15 protein-coding genes are annotated in these 19,976 nt (G+C 57.8%); 6 read left to right on the forward strand and 9 right to left on the reverse strand.

Translation table 11 applies throughout. The annotated features are described in order from the left end of the window. The first annotated feature begins 332 nt into the window (after positions 1-332). Positions 333-2,660 carry an exo-alpha-sialidase gene (locus HMPREF1627_RS07385; RefSeq protein WP_034502555.1) on the forward strand — a complete coding sequence of 776 codons (2,328 nt, stop codon included), beginning with the start codon at positions 333-335 and terminating at the stop codon, positions 2,658-2,660. Between the two features lie 147 nt (positions 2,661-2,807). Here HMPREF1627_RS07385 and HMPREF1627_RS10875 read toward each other — a convergent pair whose 3' ends face one another. Together HMPREF1627_RS10875 and HMPREF1627_RS07395 are read right to left on the reverse strand one after the other, a co-directional pair. Further along, on the reverse strand, positions 2,808-4,433 hold the full coding sequence (locus HMPREF1627_RS10875; RefSeq protein WP_034502558.1) for an InlB B-repeat-containing protein: 1,626 nt from the start codon (positions 4,431-4,433) through the stop codon (positions 2,808-2,810). 247 nt (positions 4,434-4,680) lie between these two features. Further along, on the reverse strand, positions 4,681-5,082 hold the full coding sequence (locus HMPREF1627_RS07395) for a hypothetical protein (RefSeq protein ID WP_034502561.1): 402 nt from the start codon (positions 5,080-5,082) through the stop codon (positions 4,681-4,683). An 88-nt stretch (positions 5,083-5,170) separates the two neighbouring features. Here HMPREF1627_RS07395 and HMPREF1627_RS07400 point away from each other — a divergent pair, with 88 nt between their 5' ends. After that, complete coding sequence (locus tag HMPREF1627_RS07400) at positions 5,171-5,683, forward strand: PH domain-containing protein (RefSeq protein ID WP_034502563.1); 513 nt, start codon at positions 5,171-5,173, stop codon at positions 5,681-5,683. An 89-nt stretch (positions 5,684-5,772) separates the two neighbouring features. Here HMPREF1627_RS07400 and HMPREF1627_RS07405 read toward each other — a convergent pair whose 3' ends face one another. The 7 genes from HMPREF1627_RS07405 to HMPREF1627_RS07435 form a co-directional block, all read right to left on the reverse strand. Beyond that, complete coding sequence (locus HMPREF1627_RS07405; RefSeq protein ID WP_081940793.1) at positions 5,773-7,530, reverse strand: DUF2075 domain-containing protein; 1,758 nt, start codon at positions 7,528-7,530, stop codon at positions 5,773-5,775. Next, positions 7,517-7,837, reverse strand: a complete 321-nt coding sequence (locus HMPREF1627_RS07410; protein WP_034502564.1) for a nucleotide pyrophosphohydrolase — start codon at positions 7,835-7,837, stop codon at positions 7,517-7,519. Before HMPREF1627_RS07410 ends, HMPREF1627_RS07405 begins: the two co-directional genes overlap by 14 nt. Positions 7,838-7,898: 61 nt before the next feature. Next, positions 7,899-8,888, reverse strand: coding sequence for a nucleoside hydrolase (locus HMPREF1627_RS07415; protein ID WP_034502567.1), 990 nt, complete (start codon positions 8,886-8,888; stop codon positions 7,899-7,901). Positions 8,889-8,890: 2 nt separating this feature from the next. Further along, positions 8,891-9,901, reverse strand: a complete 1,011-nt coding sequence (locus HMPREF1627_RS07420) for a LacI family DNA-binding transcriptional regulator (protein WP_034502569.1) — start codon at positions 9,899-9,901, stop codon at positions 8,891-8,893. Between the two features lie 24 nt (positions 9,902-9,925). After that, positions 9,926-11,281 (reverse strand): MFS transporter, encoded by a 1,356-nt coding sequence (locus HMPREF1627_RS07425; RefSeq protein ID WP_034502572.1) that lies wholly within the window; start codon positions 11,279-11,281, stop codon positions 9,926-9,928. Positions 11,282-11,548: 267 nt separating this feature from the next. Continuing rightward, the gene (locus HMPREF1627_RS07430) at positions 11,549-12,139 is read right to left on the reverse strand and encodes a hypothetical protein (RefSeq protein ID WP_034502575.1); all 591 of its coding nucleotides are present in this window, start codon (positions 12,137-12,139) and stop codon (positions 11,549-11,551) included. 65 nt (positions 12,140-12,204) lie between these two features. Beyond that, a complete protein-coding gene (locus HMPREF1627_RS07435; protein ID WP_052040885.1) occupies positions 12,205-12,969 on the reverse strand; it encodes a hypothetical protein in 765 nt (254 codons plus the stop codon). An 821-nt stretch (positions 12,970-13,790) separates the two neighbouring features. Here HMPREF1627_RS07435 and HMPREF1627_RS07440 point away from each other — a divergent pair. The 4 genes from HMPREF1627_RS07440 (at position 13,791) to cydC (ending at position 19,925) form a co-directional block, all read left to right on the forward strand. Next, the gene (locus tag HMPREF1627_RS07440) at positions 13,791-14,849 is read left to right on the forward strand and encodes a 3-isopropylmalate dehydrogenase (protein WP_034502578.1); all 1,059 of its coding nucleotides are present in this window, start codon (positions 13,791-13,793) and stop codon (positions 14,847-14,849) included. Positions 14,850-15,072: 223 nt separating this feature from the next. Continuing rightward, the gene (locus HMPREF1627_RS07445; protein ID WP_034502581.1) at positions 15,073-16,224 is read left to right on the forward strand and encodes a branched-chain amino acid aminotransferase; all 1,152 of its coding nucleotides are present in this window, start codon (positions 15,073-15,075) and stop codon (positions 16,222-16,224) included. A gap of 291 nt (positions 16,225-16,515) precedes the next feature. Further along, positions 16,516-18,123 (forward strand): ABC transporter ATP-binding protein/permease, encoded by a 1,608-nt coding sequence (locus HMPREF1627_RS07450; RefSeq protein ID WP_034502584.1) that lies wholly within the window; start codon positions 16,516-16,518, stop codon positions 18,121-18,123. Continuing rightward, entirely contained in the window at positions 18,120-19,925 is a 1,806-nt protein-coding gene (gene cydC, locus HMPREF1627_RS07455) for a thiol reductant ABC exporter subunit CydC (RefSeq protein ID WP_034502586.1), read from the forward strand. The genes HMPREF1627_RS07450 and cydC overlap by 4 nt, the downstream gene beginning before the upstream one ends. Positions 19,926-19,976: the final 51 nt, after the last annotated feature.

The following is a 19,976-nucleotide window of genomic DNA, read 5'->3' on the forward strand; positions in this document are numbered from 1 at the left end:
CGGTGAATGCCATGCCTTATGACCTGTGTCTTTTGTTGACTTCGTGTGGAGGGGGGAGAGGCTGTGGGAGAGTCTGTGGATGAGGCCTTGGATAGGCTGTGCCAATTGAAGCTTTCCTGTGTCAAAGCCAGCTACACACGCACAGCACGACACTTACTCGCACGCGCGTCAACAAAATCGGTGGAAATATGCTGAAAGCCAGCGAATAGTATCCTGATGAAACTGTCTGAAGGTCCCGCGAATTTGTAAGATGACTTATGTGATGACTGAGACCTGACTCACGTGTCGCTTTTCAGTCTCGCATCCATATCATTCATTCAGAAGGACCAAAGATGACCCTCCGTCGATATGGGCGGGCCATGGCAGCCGTCTCAGGCGCAGCACTTTTGTGTGCGTCGTTCTCTCTGCCGGCACTGGCAACCCCCGAAAGTGACACCCAACCCGGCGACGCGGCCACGGCCTCGGCAATCGAAACAAGCCCAGCGCCGATCACCGTTACCGCAACGCGCACAGACACCCTCGGGGACAAGGTATATGTGGGGGACGTCCTCACCTTCACCTTCACCTACACGAACGAGACTGACAGTGCTCTGACCGTATTCCCGAAGGAATCAAATCTCGCGGGCGTCCTGACGACCGGCGCGCCGAACTGCCGCTGGCACAACCTCGCCGCGCACACGACCAAGCAGTGCAAGTCCGCGACCTACACGATCACCGAGGCCGACCTGACCGCCGGCTCCTTCACCCCCACCTCGACGTGGGCGGCGACCCGTGACCGCAACGGAAACGACGTCATCGCCGGTGGAATTACCGCCACTGCCGAGGCCGTCACCGTGCTCCCCGGTTCGCGTGCAGCTGAGCCTGACCCGGTGGAAACCCCCAAGGACTACGCGATTGGTGAGGTCGCGCGCCTGGCCTCGCCCGGGCTGAATGGATTCAAGTGCCATCGCATCCCCGCGCTGACCACGGCGACCAACGGCTGGATCATCGCCGCATGGGACGGCCGCCCCGAAACCTGCCAGGATGCACCCCAGGCGAACTCGATCGTCTACCGCATCTCGAAGGACGGCGGTAAGTCGTGGACCCCGATCCAAACCGCTCTTGCCGGAACCCCCGGCGCGAATAAGGTCGGATTCTCGGATCCTTCTTTCGTTGTTGATCGCACCACCGGGACGATCTTCCTCTTCTCGGTGAAGTCTTTTGACGCGGGTCTGTTCCAGTCGCAGTTGGGTACTGATCCCAACGCGCGAAACATCCTCCACGCACACGTTGTTGAGTCGCACGACAATGGCCAGACTTGGGTGAATCCTCGCACGATTACTGATCAGGTGACGCAGGGCAATGAAGACCAGTGGTTTACTCGCTTCGCATCTTCTGGAGAAGGTATCCAGCTGCGCTATGGCGCACACGCCGGTCGCTTGATTCAGCAGTACGCGGTCGCAAATACTGGCAGCACCTCGCTTATGGCTGTTTCTGTCTACTCCGATGACCACGGCGCAACGTGGAAGCCGGGCGCTCCCAGTGAGGGGAGTGCGGATGAGAACAAGGTCGTCGAACTCTCCGATGGGCGCCTGCTGCTCAACTCTCGCACGCAGGGCACCGCGGGCCAGCGCCTCGAGGCGATTTCCTACGATGGTGGCCAGACTTGGGGTCCTTTCCGCCACAACTGGGACCTGACAGATCCGCGCAACAATGCTTCGATCATTCGCGCATACCCGAATGCGCCTCAGGGTTCGGCGCGCGCACGCGTGCTGCTCTTCTCGAACGCGGATTCGTCGAGTGCCCGCGCGAATGGAACGATTCGCGTGTCCTATGACGATGGCTTCACTTGGAACGAGGGCAAGGTTTTCGAGAGCGGCGACATGGCCTACTCGACCCTGCATGCGCTGGGTGATGGAACCTGGGGTCTGCTGTATGAGACCGGTGGGTACAAGAACATTGATTTCATGCGCGTTGATGCCGCGTACCTGGGTTTGAAGGACCCGGGCGAGGACGTCGCGCCTACTCCGCAGCCGACGCCTTCGGTTGATCCGACTCCGGCGCCCACGCCGGCTCCGACGGTAGAGCCAACTCCGGCACCCTCCCCGTCAGTCGATCCGACGCCCGCTCCGCAGCCCACCCCTGATCCCGAGCCGACCCCGTCCCCTGATCCCACGCCTTCCGCAACTCCCGCGCACTGGGTGAACACCGGCGCCGGCTGGAAGTGGCAGCTCGAGGATGGCAGCTTCGCGGCTTCGCAGAGCGTGGTTATTGGCGATGCGACCTACCGTTTCAACGCAGACGGCATCATGGTCACCGGTTGGGAACAGCAGGACGGCAAGTGGAGCCACTACAGCTCGTACGGCGCCCGCACGAATGGCTGGCTCCAAGAGAACGGCAGCTGGTACTACTTCGATCCGAGCACGGGAGTCATGAAGACCTGGTGGGCTCAGATTGATGGCCACTGGTACAACTTTGGGCTTGACGGCCGCATGGTGACCGGCTGGAAGAACCTCGACGGACACTGGTACCGCTTCGGAACCGACGGCCATATGGCGACCGGGTGGCAGCGCATTGGCCTGTCCTGGTACTACTTCGGCACCGATGGTCAGATGCGTACCGGCTGGCAGACGATCGACGGTCGTTGGTACTACTTCGCTCGTTCGGGAGCGTGGATCTGAGCTGATCGTCTGGTTATCCGCTGATTAACGAGGCCGGGGCCGGGGAGCGCGATTATGCTCCCCGGCCCCGGCTGTTTGTATTGAAATGTGTTGGCAGCTCTAGGACTATTCCGCCGAGCGGGCCCTAGGTGCTTTCACCGCAGCGCTTCAGTTTTCGCCGCGGCGACGCGCTGCCGTGAGGATCGTGATTCCCATGCTCAAGAAGGCTGCCGAGGCAGCAAGAGCGACGGGCGACCACCCGGTGTGTGCCAGTGCTCGCGGAGCGTTTCCACCCTGCGTGCCTTGCTCAGGTGCAGGCTGAGCGGGCTGTGCCGGATCTTCTGTGCCAGGCTGAGCGGGGTTTCCGCCGGGCTGACCGGGGTCAGAGGGCTGGTTGGGAATAACCGGGGCCGGAGACTGAGGAGTGGAAGGCGTTGCCGGAGTTGCAGGCGTTGCAGGAGTGGTCGGCGCGACCGGGGGAGTAGAGGCCGAAGGCACAGGCGCCGGAGTGGTTACTGACGGAACTGGTGCCGGCGTGGTTACTGAAGGCGCCGGGGTCGTGGGGGTGGGGGTAGGAACAACGTTTTGCTCCCACTGTGCAACCAGCACGCGGTTCGGGTTCGCGGTGGTCAGCTCGACCGCGTCACCGGGAGTGAACTCCTCGCCACTTGCTTGGTCTTTCCAGCCCTTGAAGGTGTAGCCGTCGCGAGTGATTGCGTCAGCAGCGGTCTTTGTGACCGAAGGCTGCGTAACGTCACCGGTCTTGCGATCAACCTCGAAGTTGCCCTCAACGCTTGGTGGCGTCGTCGAGCCGCCGTTCGCGTCGTAGCGCAGAGAGTACTTCGGCGCCCACACTGCCTTAAAGGTGTTAGTTTCGAGCAGTTGCTCCCAGGTCTTCGTGGTGGCAGCGGTCGTCCATACGGAGACATTCGCGCCCGGCTTGTAGGTATAGGTGTAGGTCGTGCCGAGCAGAGTCGTGCTATTCGTCCAGTTCACGAAGGTGTAGCCATCGCGAATGGGCTCTTCAGTCAGGAGGCTCGTGCGCGTCGTAATTGAAGTACCGGTCGAGGCTACCGCGTCAGTGTAGGTTGCCTGTCCCTTGATGGTGCCGCCGTTTGCGTCATAGACGATGGGGGCGCAGTTCTTCGGCGCAACAACCTTTACGCGGAAGCCCGTATAGAACAGGTGATTCGTGTTTCCGCCGGTGTTGATGGGGGAGTCTGAGTTTCCCATCAGTGTGTGGTGGAAGTATGCGATGTAGGTCTTACCGACCTCGGCGCGATTCGTTGCCTTGAAAATGTAGGAGAGCTTGCCGCCGTTGTTTGCCTGCGAGATTGGGTCGGTTGAGGTGTTGATGACGCCGATCAGGTCGGGATCAAAATCGCCGCCAATCCCCGAGGGTGATGCAGCGATGATCGTTGTGTTGACGTTGAAAGTGCCGCCCAGAGGGCGCGAGGTCGTGTACTTGGAGAACTCGCCCGAAACAGTCAGTGTCGAGCCCTGTGCGATCTCAATTTCGCCAAAGCGGTCCGCTTCGTCGGTGGCAGTTGTGGCCGTCGGGTTGTGGTTGATGGTCAGTGAGTTGTCAACGTCGCCGTCGGGGGAGAATACGCTCTTGATGACGGTGTTGGGGGATTGGCAAACTTCGGGGCGTGTGATTGCCGAGGCCGTGCTTCCGTCTGCTGCCGAGGCTGCGTGAGTGGGGGCGAGCAGTGCTGCGCCCGCGAGGGGGACAGTGATGAGCGCTGCGGCCACGCCGAGCGCACTGCGCTGACGAATAATTGACAGGATCATGCAAACTCCAGAGAAAATTCAGGTCTTCTTGAGATATGTTTCCACTGTAACGCAGTGAGCCTGCGCTTCCGTACAGTTTTGCGAAAATGTGGGGATTATCAACGAAAATAGCTGAAAGTATGCTGGATGGGGGGTGTCTTGGTGTTTGCTGGTGTCTTGCCCGGCCGGCCGCATGCCACATGAAGTCAGCAAAAGACGCAGGCTATAAGGCATGACATTTGCCGACTTCGTGTGTCTGGAACTGGCGCTAGGCCTCGTCAGCGGAGGACTGGTCTTCTTCGATCGTCGCAAGCGCAACCTGGGTTGCACCTGCTCGCGCGTTCCAGCCGAGGACTCCGACGGTGAGCGCGCCCATCACAAGGAAAATCAGGCTGGTCGAGGTTGAGCCAGCGGAGTGCATGAAAGCCATAGCGATGACGGCGATTCCCTGCGCGGTGCCCAGGACTCCGCCCATGAAGAGGAGGACCCACACGGCTTGATGGCCGGCGTTCCAGGCGTGCGAGCCGACCGGGATATCTCGCAGATAGAGGCCGAGAGGCGGGCGAACCGCCTGGTTGCGGACCAAGAGCCCGGTCACGAAGAGGTGGAGGCCGACAACGACAACGATAAGTGCGGCGCAAACCAGAAGGATAGTGACCAGGGTGTTCATGTGTTTCCTCTCGACTGTTCCAGACTAGCAGGCTCGAGGGGAGTCGAAATTGTCAGAAGGGCGGGGCGCGGTCTGGCAGAATGAGGGTATGGGTTTGTCGAAAAAGCTCCTGAGCAAAGATGAAGTTGTCGTCCGCCATATGCACACGCACATCAAGGTGCTGCTGTGGAGGATCGTGGCGGTTGTGCTGCTGCTTGCTGCCGCGATTGTTGGATCGGTGTTTGTGCCTGTGGACTCGCGAAAGTGGGCGCTGCCGGCGATTTGGATCGTCTTTGTGATCATTGCGGTTCCACTATTTGTCGTGCCGTGGGCCAAGTGGATGGCTGCGACCTATACGGTGACGACGAAGCGGATCATTACGCGCTCGGGTATTTTCCAGCGCACGGGGCACGACCTGCCGCTCAGTCGTATCTCGGACATTCAGATGGTCAAGGACCTGAACGATCGCCTGTTCGGGTGTGGAACTCTGGCCTTACAGACCTCGGCCGATGACCCGCTGCTGCTGCATGATGTGCCGAATGTGGAGATCGTGCAGGTCGAGATCTCGAACCTGCTGTTCAATGACGTTCAAGGAGCGATCGACGCCGACCCGAATTCGTGAGGGTAGGACCGCTAGAACGTGTGCCCGAGAACTGACGATTAGTCGACAGCTCTCGGGCACAGTGCTTTTCGGTGACTTTTGACTGCGTTTTATGCGCCCTTTATGCGCTCGCGGAGTGTGCTTTCACCAGCATAGATATAGGTTCCACGGATTCCGCGGGTGAGCAAAACTCGGTAGCAATTGCGGATGTACCGAAGAAGATCATCATCAGTAGTCTGACGTTCTGAGGGCTCCAATGCGAGGCCGACATTCGCTTTTCCGCGCTTATCTGCGTAACGGCTGCGATTGGCCCTCAGGCAGCCATCGGGGCCAACCTCGATGTCGGGGCCGATAATCACTCCTGCATAGTTCAGGTCATATCCCTGAAGTGTGTGGATAGACCCGACTTCATCAGGGTTTCCTTTTCCGACCCAATCTTTGGTAGTGCTATTCCAAAAAAGTTCGCAGTCGCCGATGACAATATCCGGAGTCGCTTGATCGTCTTTGGAAACCCACTCCCATGCGTAGCCGGCAGCGAGTCGCGAAAGACCATATTCCTCATTTTTCTTACGAATCTCAGCGATCATTTCATTTAAATCTGTGAAAACGCGAAGTTCGTAGTCTTTAATATGCGGCACCTCGATGGGGGAACATGGCCCAACAGACAACAATTGATTAAGAAACTCTCCGTATTCTGCAGAGTCTCCTTGGATTCGCAGCTGTGAACGTAATGCGTGGATTCGTCCCATTGTGCGGCTTGACTCGATGCATGTGTTGATTTCTTTAGGCGTGAGATCCTGCGGGCGCACACTCTGCTCTGGGTCGAGAAGCAAAATCAGGTGATCACATTGTTTCCTCAGCCAGTCCAGCTGACTGTTTCCCGACTTAGGGTTACCAAAGAGGCGTTCATTGATTTCTCGATACTGTCTTGTCAACTTCCCAACTGCCTGTGCGGAATATCGATTTAAACGGTGGGCCTCATCGACAATGAGGATGTCGAAGCGTTCGTTAGACTCACCTACATCAAATGGTGTCAGAACCATGTTGGGGTCAAGGGAGGAGATCTTTGAGAAGACGTCTTTGACAGATGCGCGGAGCGATTGCTGGGGAACAACAAGCCCAATCCTCCTCCCCTCAAATAACTGTTTGTAACCTTCTTGGTAGTACTCATCAAAGACTGATTCACCGGTGGGTGCTTGGTCCGGGGTTCCCAGATCTGCGAGTAGCTTTGTCAGGAAGATGCCAACGACAGTTTTTCCTGTCCCCGCACTTCCTTGAACGACGTGGACTGATGATTCGCCTTCCTCAAGTGACTGCCACAGGTCATCAATAATTGCCTCGGTCACTTGGATTTGATCGTCATTGAGTGCCTTGTAGGGGGAGTACTTGAAGAGGTTACTGTTTCGAATGTCTAGGGCGCTCTGATTAAACAACCCTAAAATCCGAAGATTTTCGACAATCTGCTCGAAAGTGACCTGATAGTGCTCACGATCAAAGTAATCGCAGTCAGCGATTCCCGCATTGCTGTTAATAACCTCGTATTTTCCGTCTCCGGAGAACAACATGATCAGTTGGGACTCTAAATCCAAGCAGGTTGACTTGTTGAAGGTATCGTCAAGGATGACGCGAATTTCTCTCAAACCCTGTTTCTGTGGATTTTGTAGATGCTGACGGGTGCGACTGAGAAAATCGGTCGTTTCGCCGACATAGAGTCGTTTGTCATTATTGATGATGTAGACGACTGGCCAATTATGAAGACGGGAATTGGGATCTGTTTTTACATCGGTCGCACCATCATCGCTGAAAGAAAACTCGCGAATTTCGATATGTCTGCGCGCCTCAGCAATTTCCTCTTTAGAGCTGGTCATACTTCACGCTGCTCCCACGAGACTTTTCAACCGGATACTTCTGCGCCGTCACAGCAAGCTTTTCTAAGACGATCTGATCTGGCTCAAGCCCGACCTTCATTGCAAGGAAGTAACAGTAGGTGAGGACATCGGCTAGTTCTTCCTTGACTGCCTGAGGATCCCCATCGGAGGACCACTGGAAGCACTCTAAAAGCTCCGCGGCCTCGATAGAAATTGATTTCGCCAAGTTTTCGGGCGTGTGGAACTGGTCCCAATCGCGTTCCTCAGAGAACGCGCGTAATTTCTGTGCAACCGCATCGTCAAGCATGCTTTCACTTTACTGTGAAGCACCCTCATCTGCGGGCAGTTTGGCGCCGGTCAAACAAAACCTAGTTCCGGCCAGCGATCACTTGCTCCAAAGCTCCCAGCAAACCCTCGTTATCCACCGCGGTCACAACCCTCACCAGACGTCCGTCTGCACAACGCGTCAGTTTCCCCGCCTCGTCAACCGTGCAAAGTGCATCCTCAACCGCGACCAACTCGGGATTTGTCAGCGCAAAGAGTGTCACTAAGTCGTGGACCCACATGCCATCAACCGGGCGAGTCTGCTGAGAAAAAGCGAGCCACGGATTAATCCACTGTCGAAGGGAGTCGGCCAAATCCTTGTCCGTACAAGCCTTCAATATGCGCTCCCAGCGCTCCTGAGACATGTGAGTTGTTCGAGTCGTATCCAAAGGAACAACAGTTAGCGGGATCGCACTAGCGAAAACAATCTGTGCAGCCTCGGGGTCGACAGCAAAATTTGTATCGACAAGATCGCCGAAACCAAAGCATCCGCCCATCAACACAATCTGCTCAATAAGCTCGCGGCACTCCGGATGCGCAGTCAACAAACGCGCGATATTCGTCAGCGGACCAATCGCAACAATCGTTACCTTCTGGCTCGCCGACGTTGCCGCAGCGACCGATGCAGCGTCCGTAACATCGCGGAACAACTTCTCAGCCACGGCCTCGTCAATGGAAGAATTTCCATCACCCGCAACGGGGACGAGGCGCTCGTCTCCCCACGCGCTTACTCCCTCTGGGGTCGAGGCGTACTCCTTGCGCTGCTGATCCCAACGCTGCGTGCTCGCCAGCAAAGGACGGGTCGAACCCTGCTGAATATGCGGGGGAGCCTGGCCGGTAACCGCCGCACAGTCAACGATCTCGCGGGCACACTTCGCGCCTGTATCAGAAGGCGTGTTCCCGAAAACCGTCCACACGGCTCGGCAATCCAATTCAGGGTGGCGCAACGCATACACAAGAGCTAGCGCGTCATCAACATTCGCGCCCGGGATTCCATTTCCGGGATCGCAGTCGATAATGATCGGAAGAGACATCATCATTCCTTCGAAGAATACGAGCACCCGCAGCTTGCCCGCTTCGTTAAACGGGAAGTCACGCTCAGGTCGCGCGCGCGATCCGTTCCCGTGACAAAATCAGCGATCGCCTCGGCCTGCGAGCTCACTGGGACGTCCACGCTGGTCACTGGCGGCCACAAAAATTCAGACAATGCTGTTCCATTGAGGACAACAACCGCGATATCTTCAGGCACGGCGACCCCCGCGCGATGGAGTTCTCGCAACAAACCAGTAGCCTGTAATTCGTTCGAAACAACCACAGCGTCGGCACCTGAATCGATCAAGGCCTGAGCAGCCTGAACGCCACCGACGCGAGTAAAGGGCCCGTGAATGACCGCCCCCTCTTCGAGCCCGGCCTCGCGCAAAGCCAAACGCCACCCGCGGATGCGCTCGCGGGCATTGTGACGCCCCTTAGGACCAGCAACCATTGCCACACGAGTCCTCCCATGCTGCAGGAGGTGCTCGGTCGCCACGCGCGCAGCCTCCTGTTCATCAGCGACGAGGCGGGTGATCCTTGGGTGGTTTCCCATGCGGTGCCCGTCGGGTTCGTTGAGTAAAACCACCGGGAACGAGGCGTCCTCAAGAAGATCCAGAGGGAGCGGTTGGGTGACGCCGTACCAAGCGAGCCCCGCGATCTGCTGGCGACGGAAGGCCTCGAGAATCGTGGACTCGCGGTCTTGGTCATCATGAGAATCTCCGACAACCAAAACCATGTCCCTGCGGAAGAATTCTTCTTCGAGGCGTTGGGCAAGCTCGGCGAGGTAGGGGTTCGCGAGGTCGGGGACGAGGAGCGCAAAAAGGTCGCTGCGGCCTCGTGAAAGAGACTGGGCCGAGGCGTTCGGGCGATACCCCAATTGCTCGATCGCCTCGAGAACACGTTTACGGGTCTCGGGGCGGACATTGCGAGGCCCACCGTTGACGACGTAACTGACTACGGCAGTTGAGGTGCCGGCAAGTCGAGCGACGTCGTCGCGGGTGGGCTGCTTCGCCATGTCTATTCGCTCCTTTGGGAGGTATTAGATCGCGTCCTCAAGGAGAGTGAGGTCGCGGCCGCGGGTCTCGGGAGCAACGAAAGTGGTCGCAAAGCCAATGAAGGCCGTAACCGCAAAGTAGGTTGCCAGCGGGATCCACGAATTGAAGGTTGCAAGGAGCGCCGAGGCGACCATCGGAGCAGTGCCGCCCGAGAGGATCGAACCGAGTTCCTTGGCAACAGCCATTCGTGAGTAACGGTGCTGAACGCCGAAAAGCTCGACGCCGTAGGCCGCTTGCACGCCGAAGATGCCCAGCGACCCCAGTCCCATTCCGACAACAATAACGCAACCGACAATCCACGGGTCTTTAGATTGCAGAAGAGCAAAGGCCGGGAATGCGTAGAGAACCAGAAGCGCGCAGAAGACTCGGTAGGTGATGCGGCGGCCGAAATGATCCGAGAGCCATCCGGAGAAGGGGATGATTGCAAAACCGAGGAACGAGGCGACCAGAACAGCGGTCGTCGGAACGGCTTTCTCCATGGTCAGAGCCTTGACGACGTAGCCCACGAGGAAGGACTGCGCGATGTAGGAGGGGCCGTTTTCGCCGATACGCAGGCCGAGCATGACGAAGAATGCGCGCCAGCCGCCTTCGTGGGCGTCAAGGCCGGCTTCAACGACCGATTCCTGTTCGCGCTGCTTGCGCAGCTTGAATGCGGTGAACACGGGGCTTTCCTGCATGGAGCGGCGCAGGAAGATTGCAAAGAAAGCGATGAAGATTGAGATCAAGAAGGGGATTCGCCAGCCCCATGTCATGAGCTGTTCCTTCGGCATGGTCAAGACTAGAAGCCAAACTGAAGAAGCGAGGAGTGTGCCCGTGTTGGAGCCGACACCGATGAGCGAGGCGACCACACCTCGGTGCTTGACGGGGGAGAACTCGGCGAGCATGACTGCGCCACCAGAGAGCTCGGCACCTGCGCCGAACCCTTGGCAGAGGCGGAGGAATACGAGCAATGCAGGCGCAAGCCAGCCGACTTGGCGGTATGTGGGGAGCAAGCCCAGCGCAGTGGTTGAAACGCCCATGAGTCCGACGGTGATCACCATGATGACCTTGCGGCCGTGGCGGTCGCCGACGCGGCCCAAGATGATGGCGCCCAGCGGGCGAGCGAGGAAGCCGACGGCGTAGGTTGCGAAGGATGAAAGTAGTGCGATGATCGGGGTCTGCTCTGGGAAGAAGACATCGCCGAAAACGAGGCCGGCGGCGAGTCCGTAGAGGGCGAAGTCGACGTATTCCATTGTCGTGCCCAGCCAGACTGAAACGATGTTGAGCCAGAAGCTCTTGCGGCCCTCAGGGGTCTGGAAATTCAGGTCTGATGCCTGAAGTTCCTCATTCGATTGTGCCATTAGCTGCCTCCTCGCAGCGCGGATTGGTAGGTGAGCGTTCCGGGCGGTGTATCCGGTGACGATGGTCACGATTCTACGCGTGTAGATTCTTGGTGGTCAAGAGGCGCTGCCCGGCCGTATTTGGGACAAACTTGGAGGTCAGAGTGCATTCGTGGGAGCCGCAGTCGTTACCACCTGTTGTTCGGTTCATAGGTGGCTGTCCATGAGTCTTCGTGCCTGCCGACCACATCTGGGGGCGCGTGCATGAGTCTTCTACTCAAAGACTAGTTAGTATCTCTTCCTTCGTGGATTTCTGAACGCGTCCTCGCCATAGAAATCGATTTGTCTGTCGCCCCACCAGGCAAGAAACTTCTCAGCGGTTTCGCCGTTGTATTTTTCGTCAGATTCGCAGTCAAATGAGGCGATGATTCCTTCGGTTGCTTCAGCCAGAGCTGCACAAACCAAACCGTAACCGGTTGAGGCAACAGGAGGGCCATCAGAGTTATTTTCGTCAAACCAGTAGTGGTCCTGTGCCAGAATTTTTGAAAGTCGAGTTGGGGGAACAATATCTTCGAGCTCTTCGACGATGTACCGATCGTCAGCTTCGATAAAAGAACAACTAGGCCAAGAATCCGAATCCCAGATCCCATCAATCGAATATTCGAAGCCCAGATACAAATCTGGTGTCCACACCGTGTCGATTTCAACGTACTTAATTGGTATATCCGCTGAAGAGGGATAGAAAGCTTTAACCTCGATTGTTGAACCGATACCGTGACGGTTCAACAATGTTTGAAATAACTCTTGTGTGCGCCCACGAATCTCCTCAACAAGAGGCAGGGCATCTACTGTCGGATAAACATCAATGGTTGTCGACATGGGATTATGCTACTCAGTCCCACCTTCAATTCGTGCCGGTTTGACTTACAAGCGGAAAACAAATTTTAAGTCCAGCTTCCATCCGTCCCATTTGGCCAATGCGATTCATGGCCCCGAAAGCGCCGTCCTTCACCATCGCAACGCTCACTTGGAGGCTCCCACAACAGCGCGTAACGAGCGGGAATAGGCTTCGAGGCCACCCCGATCGCAGAGCTAATCCGACTGCGCAGCGCTTCCCAGTCGTTGAAATCCAGCCAGTTGACTCGGAGGAAACGCCAGCCCTGGTCTTGTAGCGCCTGTTCGCGTTGAACCCACAAGCGTTTCGCGCGGTCGAATTCTCCCTGTGTCGAACCCAGTTTCTCGATTCCATCGAACTCGATGATGAATTTGGTATGCGGAATTGCAATGTCGGCAAAGAAGCGTCGGCCACCTACTGAGAGCTCATATTGCGTCGATACTTCGTAGGGGCATAGCGTGCGAACCACCCAAGTCAGTGTGGCCTCGGCAGGATTGCTGCATCCGGGGTCGATTGTGGTCAGTATCCGTCGCGCGTGAGCATAACCTCGGCGTCCCTTCGCGTGTTCCAAGCGCGAAAGGAGCTTTTCGCGTATGACTTCGGCACGGCCTCGGCACGCATCTTGCGAGAAATTACTGAATCCAGACCACTTGTGGAGAGCGCTGCATCCCAGGGTGAAGGCTTGAAGCGCATCATCGTGCATCGCGCAGCGGATCAGCGCATCGTAAGGGTGCTCGGTAATTAATCCTGAAACCTGCATGCGTTCCGAGGTAATCGGGGGAGTGCGCCGATAGACTCGCAGGGTCGCGGGCACAGAAATTGTCCCGCATCTGCACGAAGGAATGAGCTGACTCGTCCGACGCTGCGGCTGATACAACTCAACGTTTGGGTTTGAGATCCAGCCTTGTACCCCCTGGAGTAGAAGCGATGAGCTGCCGACGACAAGTGGTGTCGTTTTTCCTTGCTGTACTGACGCAATGATTCGTGCCAGCGCAATTGACTCCCAGATTTCCCATGGCTTCGCCTGACTGAGGTCAAATGGCAGTTGAACGTAGGCGCCGCGGTGTAAGCGCAATTGCCCTTTGAGATGGGAACTTTTGGAGGAGCTCCCGCGATGGCTCAGGGTTACATGCGGCAGTTGCGTGCTCATAGTGGACAGTGTGAAGCGGGGGAGAAGGCTGTGCGTTTCCTGCCTGAAAACATGTGGATGAATCGTTGCAATCCTGCGTTGTGGAAAAGTTTGTTGCGTGCAAAGCGGGTATTTCGGGCTGTGTTGGGTTGGTTAAGTGCTGTTTCGTGCTTTGTGTGTGGTGTCTACGGCGGAATCCGGTGACTTCGACGCGGATTCACGCTGCTTGGAGTGGCTTGTGTCGGGTATTCACGGTGAAATCCGGTGTCGTCCGATCGGATTGACACCGGTTGGCGCGATTGACACCGTTTGGAGGACGGGCATTGCGCTTTTTGGGCTATGCGATGCCGCCAAGTAGCGTCAATGCCGCCAAGTGGTACCAATGCCGCCGCGTGGTGTCGATAGGGGAGGCGTGGGGCGCTGAGTTCAGGAACGAGGCCCCGCCCCCGCTCCCCGAAATATGGACACCTTCTGCCGACCTGCCGCCCCCGCGCAACAATGGCAGCATGACAAATCTGAAACTCGCAGTAATCCCCGGTGACGGCATCGGGCAGGAAATCGTCCCCGAAGGCATCAAGGCTCTGGAAGCTGTCATTCCCTCTGATGTCACACTGCAGTACACAGAATTCGATCTTGGCGCGCGCCGCTACCACCGCACCGGCGAGATCCTCACCGACACGGACCTCGAGGTCATCGACCAGCACGATGCCATCCTCTTGGGCGCGATTGGTGATCCATCGGTCCCCTCAGGCGTTCTTGAGCGCGGCCTACTCCTCAAACTTCGCTTCTCTCTGGACCATTACGTGAATCTGCGCCCCTCGCACTACTACCCGGGCGTTCCGACCCCGCTGGCCAACCCCGGCGACATCGACTTCATCGTCGTGCGCGAGGGCACTGAAAGCCTGTACGCCGGAAACGGTGGAACCCTGCGTAAGGGCACGATTCACGAGGTCGCACAGGAGATCTCCGTCAACACGGCCTTTGGCGTGGAGCGCCTGGTGCGCTACGCATTCGAACAGGCAGCAGCTCGTCCGACTCACCACCTCACCCTGGTTCACAAGCACAATGTTTTGGTCTTCGCCGGCGGTTTGTGGAGCCGGATCGTCGAGGAAGTGGGCCGCGAATACCCGCAGGTCCGCGTCGACTACTGCCACATTGATGCCGCAACGATCTACATGGTGACCGATCCGGGTCGCTTCGATGTGATCGTCACCGATAACCTCTTCGGCGACATCTTGACCGATGAGGCGGGAGCCGTCACTGGCGGTGTTGGCCTCTCGGCCTCGGGAAATATCAACCCTGAAGGCGCGCACCCCTCAATGTTCGAACCCGTCCACGGCTCCGCGCCCGACATTGCTGGTCAGGGCAAGGCAGATCCGACCGCAACCATTGCCTCTGTTGCGCTCATGCTCAATCACCTCGGATATGCCGATCAGTCGCGCGCGATCATGGACGCGATTGAAGAAGACATGCGCAACCGTGCGGCCGCTAACTCCGCTGGCGATCCTTTGGTGCGTACGACCGAGCAGATCGGCAATGACTTGGTCGCGCTAATTCGCGGCTGACGAGGCCATGGCCGGGCGTCGGGAGCCGGAAGACTCCCGACGCCCGGGGAGCAGAAACCAGAAGACCCACTCCGCCGGCACCGCTCACCCTAGAGGAACGCGAACCAGGCCCGGAGAGTGGGAACCAGAAGCTACCCTCACCGGGTCAGATGGCGGACCACCCCATGCTTGACCCCCGCAAGGGGAATATTCTGAAGCTACTTCAGCTTTTGAGGAGGACACGATGACAGAAACGCAGCATACTCCCACCGAATTGGAGCGATTGGGGGAGGAGCCTCTGCCTTCGGCAGACGAACTGGCTGGTCGTTTCCCGCTGACCCAGAACCCGAATCCGACCCCGCAGGCGGATTACGAAAAGGCCATGGAGGAACTGAACTTCGGAACAGTTTTCACCGATCACATGGCACACATGCGTTGGACGCCCGAAACCGGATGGGGCCAGCGTGAGGTCATTCCTTTCGGTCCTCTTGACTTGTCTCCCGCGGCCGCTGTCCTTCACTACGGACAGTCGGCTTTCGAAGGCATCAAGGCATACCGTCACTCCGACGGCAGCATTTGGACATTCCGTCCCGGTTTCAATGCCGCGCGTATGAACCACTCGAATTGGCGTCTCGCCATGCCTCAACTGGACCGCGAGGACTTCGTGGGCGCGCTCGTCAACTACGTGCGTGCGGACGAAAAGTGGGTTCCGGGTGCTGAAGGATCCTCTCTCTACCTGCGTCCCTTCACCTTCGCGTCCGAGCCCTTCCTTGGCGTGCGCTCCGCTCACCAGGTTGACTTCTACGTCATCGGCTCCCCGGTTGGTCCCTACTTCAAGTCGGGCACTCAGACTGGCGTGTCCATTTGGGTTGAAAAGCACTACCACCGCGCCGGCCCTGGTGGAACCGGTTCGGCAAAGGCTGGCGGTAACTACGCGGCCTCGCTACTCCCGCAGAACCTGGCCGCAGAGCGCGGTTTCAAGCAGGTTTGCTACCTGGATACCTACGAGCACAAGTACCTCGAAGAGCTTGGCGGAATGAATATGTTCGTCGTCATGGCCGATGGAAGCGTGCGTACCCCCAAGCTCACCGGCGTGATCCTCGAAGGTGGCACCCGTAGCGCGATCTGCCGACTGCTGCGTTCGCGTGGTGTGCCGGTAACCGAGGAATCCATTGCTCTTGCCGACCTGGTTGAGGGCATCAAGAATGGCTCGGTCGCTGAGATCTTTGCCTGTGGTACCGCTGCTGTCGTGACCCCGATTGCTCGCCTCGCCTCGGATGATTTCGACGTCGAGCTGCCCGCGGGTTCTGTCACCCATCAGATTTGGAAGGACATCACGGACATCCAGATGGGTCGCGCGGAAGATCCCTTCGGCTGGATGTACCGTCTGGCCTGACTCGATTGACGAGGCCGTGGCCGCCTTCCTGTGCACTTAAGCGTGGGCGTGCCCGCGAGTTTGCGTTGTAAACCTTAATAAAGGGGCGTTCGGAGTAATCCGAACGCCCCTTCGCGCACCCTTTTCTTGCCCGGACCTTCTATATGACTTTCTGTCATTAAGAAGCTAAGGTAGTCCTAAGTAGCGTCATAATGAAATGACGTCATATAGCCGAATGAGGAGAGCGAATCGATGGGACCGGAGCTCAACGCCTCGCCAAGAGCGCTACCGCAGCCTTTCCCGAAACAGCGGATGGCGAACGTCATCGAGATCATCAAAAATCTGCTGCCTGCGATGTTCCTGATCATTCTCTACATCGAGCTCGGTTTAGTCATTGATGCTCTCATCAGCGGCAATATCAGTCTCCCGTCACTGGGATACCTTTCACTCTTTGCCTTAGCAGCAGGAATGATGGCGTTTAGTGCCTCATTCTCGGGCGGTACACGCCTGCGCGCAGAAGAACCGCGTCTACGTCATGCCATGGTCGCCCAGGTTTTCCGCTTGGGTGTCAGCGAGCGCACGAAGGAACGTTCGGGTCGCATCGTCAACACTGCGACCGATGGTGTTGAGCGCAGCTCCAATTATCGAGGCACCTTCATTGCACCCATGCTGGCCTCGCTGATCACGCCGATCATGGTCGTTGCAGTCGTATTTACTTTTGACTGGGTATCGGCCGCGGTCCTGGCAATCTCCATTCCCGTTGTTCCCCTTACTGTCGGTGCTTTCCAAAGGGCATTTCGCCCGGTTTCCACCCGTTATCGTGCGTCCTCTCGCGCGCTTGCTGCTCAAGAACTAGACGCGATCCAGGGGCTTTCAACGCTGTCCTACATCGGAGCTGGAAAGCGCGTGGGCCGCACCCTTGCACAGGCCGCAGAAAATGTTCGCCGGAAAGTCATGCGTTACCTTGCGGGAAACCAGATGGTCCTGTTGGTTGTTGACGGTGTCTTTTCGCTTGGAATGATCACCGGCGCGACAGCTCTTGCTTACTGGCGTCTCAGCGATGGTTGGTTCACAATCGGTCAGGCTGTCACACTTGTCCTGCTCTCCTCGATCATGCTCGACCCTCTGGATCGAATCGGCCAATTCTTCTACATCGGCATGGGCGGTATCGCTGCGACCCGCGAAATTAAGCGCTTCACCAGCGAAACTCCTGAGGTCGTCGACCCGGCAGAAGATGGCGTTCTTGCTCCGACTTCACTTCCCATCCCCGGAGAAGTGCGCATCGACAGCGTCTCCTTCGCTTACGAGGCCGACACCCCGATCCTGCGCGGAGCTTCCCTTCGCGTCGCCCCCGGTGAGCACATTGCCATCACGGGTACCTCGGGTGCTGGAAAGTCAACGCTCTCAAGCTTGATCCAGGCGCACCACCGTCCCAGCGAGGGATCCATCTTCATCAATGGCGTTGATATCTCCCAGGTGCCCCTGCAGTGGGTCCGCTCGCAAATCGCTGTCGTCGAACAAACCACCTACCTTTTCTCTGACACTTTGCGCGCAAACATCCTGATCGCCAACCCCGCAGCCAGCGATGAGGACATCCTCACAGCATTGCGCACCGTCGGCCTCGACGATCTTCTGGCGAGGCTTCCCGAGGGCTTGGATACCCGCGTCGGCGATAAGGGATTGGCACTATCGGGCGGTGAAGCGCAGCGCGTCGCACTTGCCAGGGCATTCATCAAAGACGCCCCAATCCTTTTGCTTGATGAACCCACTGCACACGTCGATCTGGAAAGCGAAAGACAGATTCTTAACGCTATCGATACCGTCGCACGCGGGCGCACAACCATCACGATTTCTCACCGAGGAGCAACGATCGCTCACGCAGACCGCCAAGTTGAACTGAAGGAAGGGGAACTTCGATGAACCCCCAGAACTTCACGCGCATGGACCTCTCGCGCCGTCTGATCCGAGTTGCACGTCCTGTCCTTCCTCCTCTGGTTTTCTCTCTGATTGCTCGTATCATCGCCTTGATTTTGGGGATTGCGCTCTTTGCAGTGGGAACATGGGCATTGGGCTCCTATGCCGCGGATCCAGCATCAGTCACCCTGTCATGGGTGGTCTGGGCGCTGGTGATTATGTCTCTGCTCAAGGCCTTGTTCCGCTACCTCGAGCAATACGCGGGACACTATGTGGCCTTCCGTTCTTTGGCCCTCCTGCGTAACTACTTCTTTGATTCGCTAGAACCCCAAGCCCCGGCGATGACCGAGGGCGCAGACACCGGCGACTTACTCTCGCGAGTCACGAAAGACGTCGATCGCGTCGAGGTCTTCTTCGCACACACCTTGGTGCCGCTGGCGACAGCTGTGATTGTCCCGATTGGAACTGTCGTGTGGATGGGCGTGGCAATCTCGCCGCTTAACGCGCTTGTCCTTGCACCTTTCCTTCTGATCGCAGGCGTTTTCGTTCCACGCTTTGGCAGCAAGACAACCGATCAGGCCGCAAGAGTGCTTCGCGCAACTCGCGGCAAGCTCTCGCACCACGTCACCGACTCGGTTCAAGGCGTACGCGAAGTCATTGCTTTCGGTGCGCAGGAACATCGCATGAAGGAAATGGCTGACGAGCTGGAAGAGTACATTTTCCAAGCTCAGTACAAGACCTCTTTCTGGATTGCCGTTCGACGAGGCTTTAATCAAGCACTGCTTCCCCTGGCTGTTGTCGCTCAGATCCTTGTCGCCTACTCGGTTTACCCCTCGGGCAAACTGAGCATCGCGCAGGTCACCATGTCCTTGGGCGTTGCACTGGCCTCTTTTGCACCGGTTTTGGCGGTTGAGGATCTCACTGCGGATCTGGATCAGGCCTATGCTTCTGCGGCGCGAATCTTCGCGGTGACCGATCGTGAACCGTTGGTTCCCGATCCGGAAGCCCCTCACCCCATCGCTGGCAGCGGCGATCTTCAGATTATGGGCGTGGACTTTACCTACCCGCAGGTTGCTATAGCTTCAGGCCTTCAAGATGACTCAGAAGGATACGAGAACCATCGCCCCCAAGTCCTCCACGATGTCACCTTGACGATCCCGGCCGGCTCAACGACCGCAATCGTCGGTGCATCGGGCTCGGGTAAGTCGACGCTTGCTGCTCTGCTCGCTCGCGTGTGGGATCCGGACTCAGGTTCGATCCGCATTGGGGGAGTGGACCTGCGTGAAGACACGCAAGATCACATTCGTTCTGTTGTCACCCTGGCCCCGCAGCGCGCGCACGTCTTCAACGATTCAATCCGTGCGAACCTTCTGCTTGCACGCCCCGACGCAAGCGACGCTGAACTGAACGACGCACTGGAGGCGGTTGACCTCAGCGAGTGGATCGCCGCAGAAAGCGAAGGAATCGACACCAAGGTCGGCGAAATGGGCGAGCGCATTTCCGGCGGACAACGCCAGCGGCTGGCCCTTGCCCGCGCCCTCCTGCGCGAAACCCCCATCATCATCCTTGACGAGGCCACCTCCCAAGTTGATCGCGAAACCGAGGCACGCGTGCTGGCTGGGATTCGCAGGCGGACCAGTGAGAAGACCCTGATCGTCGTCGCACACCGCCTGGACACCATTCGCGATGTCGACCGCATCATCGTCATGGATTCGGGCCGCATTGTGGAGAGCGGAACCTGGGATGAACTCTACGAATCGGGTGGAGCGTTACGCGCTCTCGCTGAACGCGAAGAGCGGACACGCTAAACTTTTCACACATACCGAGCGTTTCGGAAAAACGTCGTCCACTCGTTGTTC

Source organism: Actinomyces sp. S6-Spd3, from assembly GCF_000758755.1.
Lineage (GTDB): Bacteria > Actinomycetota > Actinomycetes > Actinomycetales > Actinomycetaceae > Pauljensenia.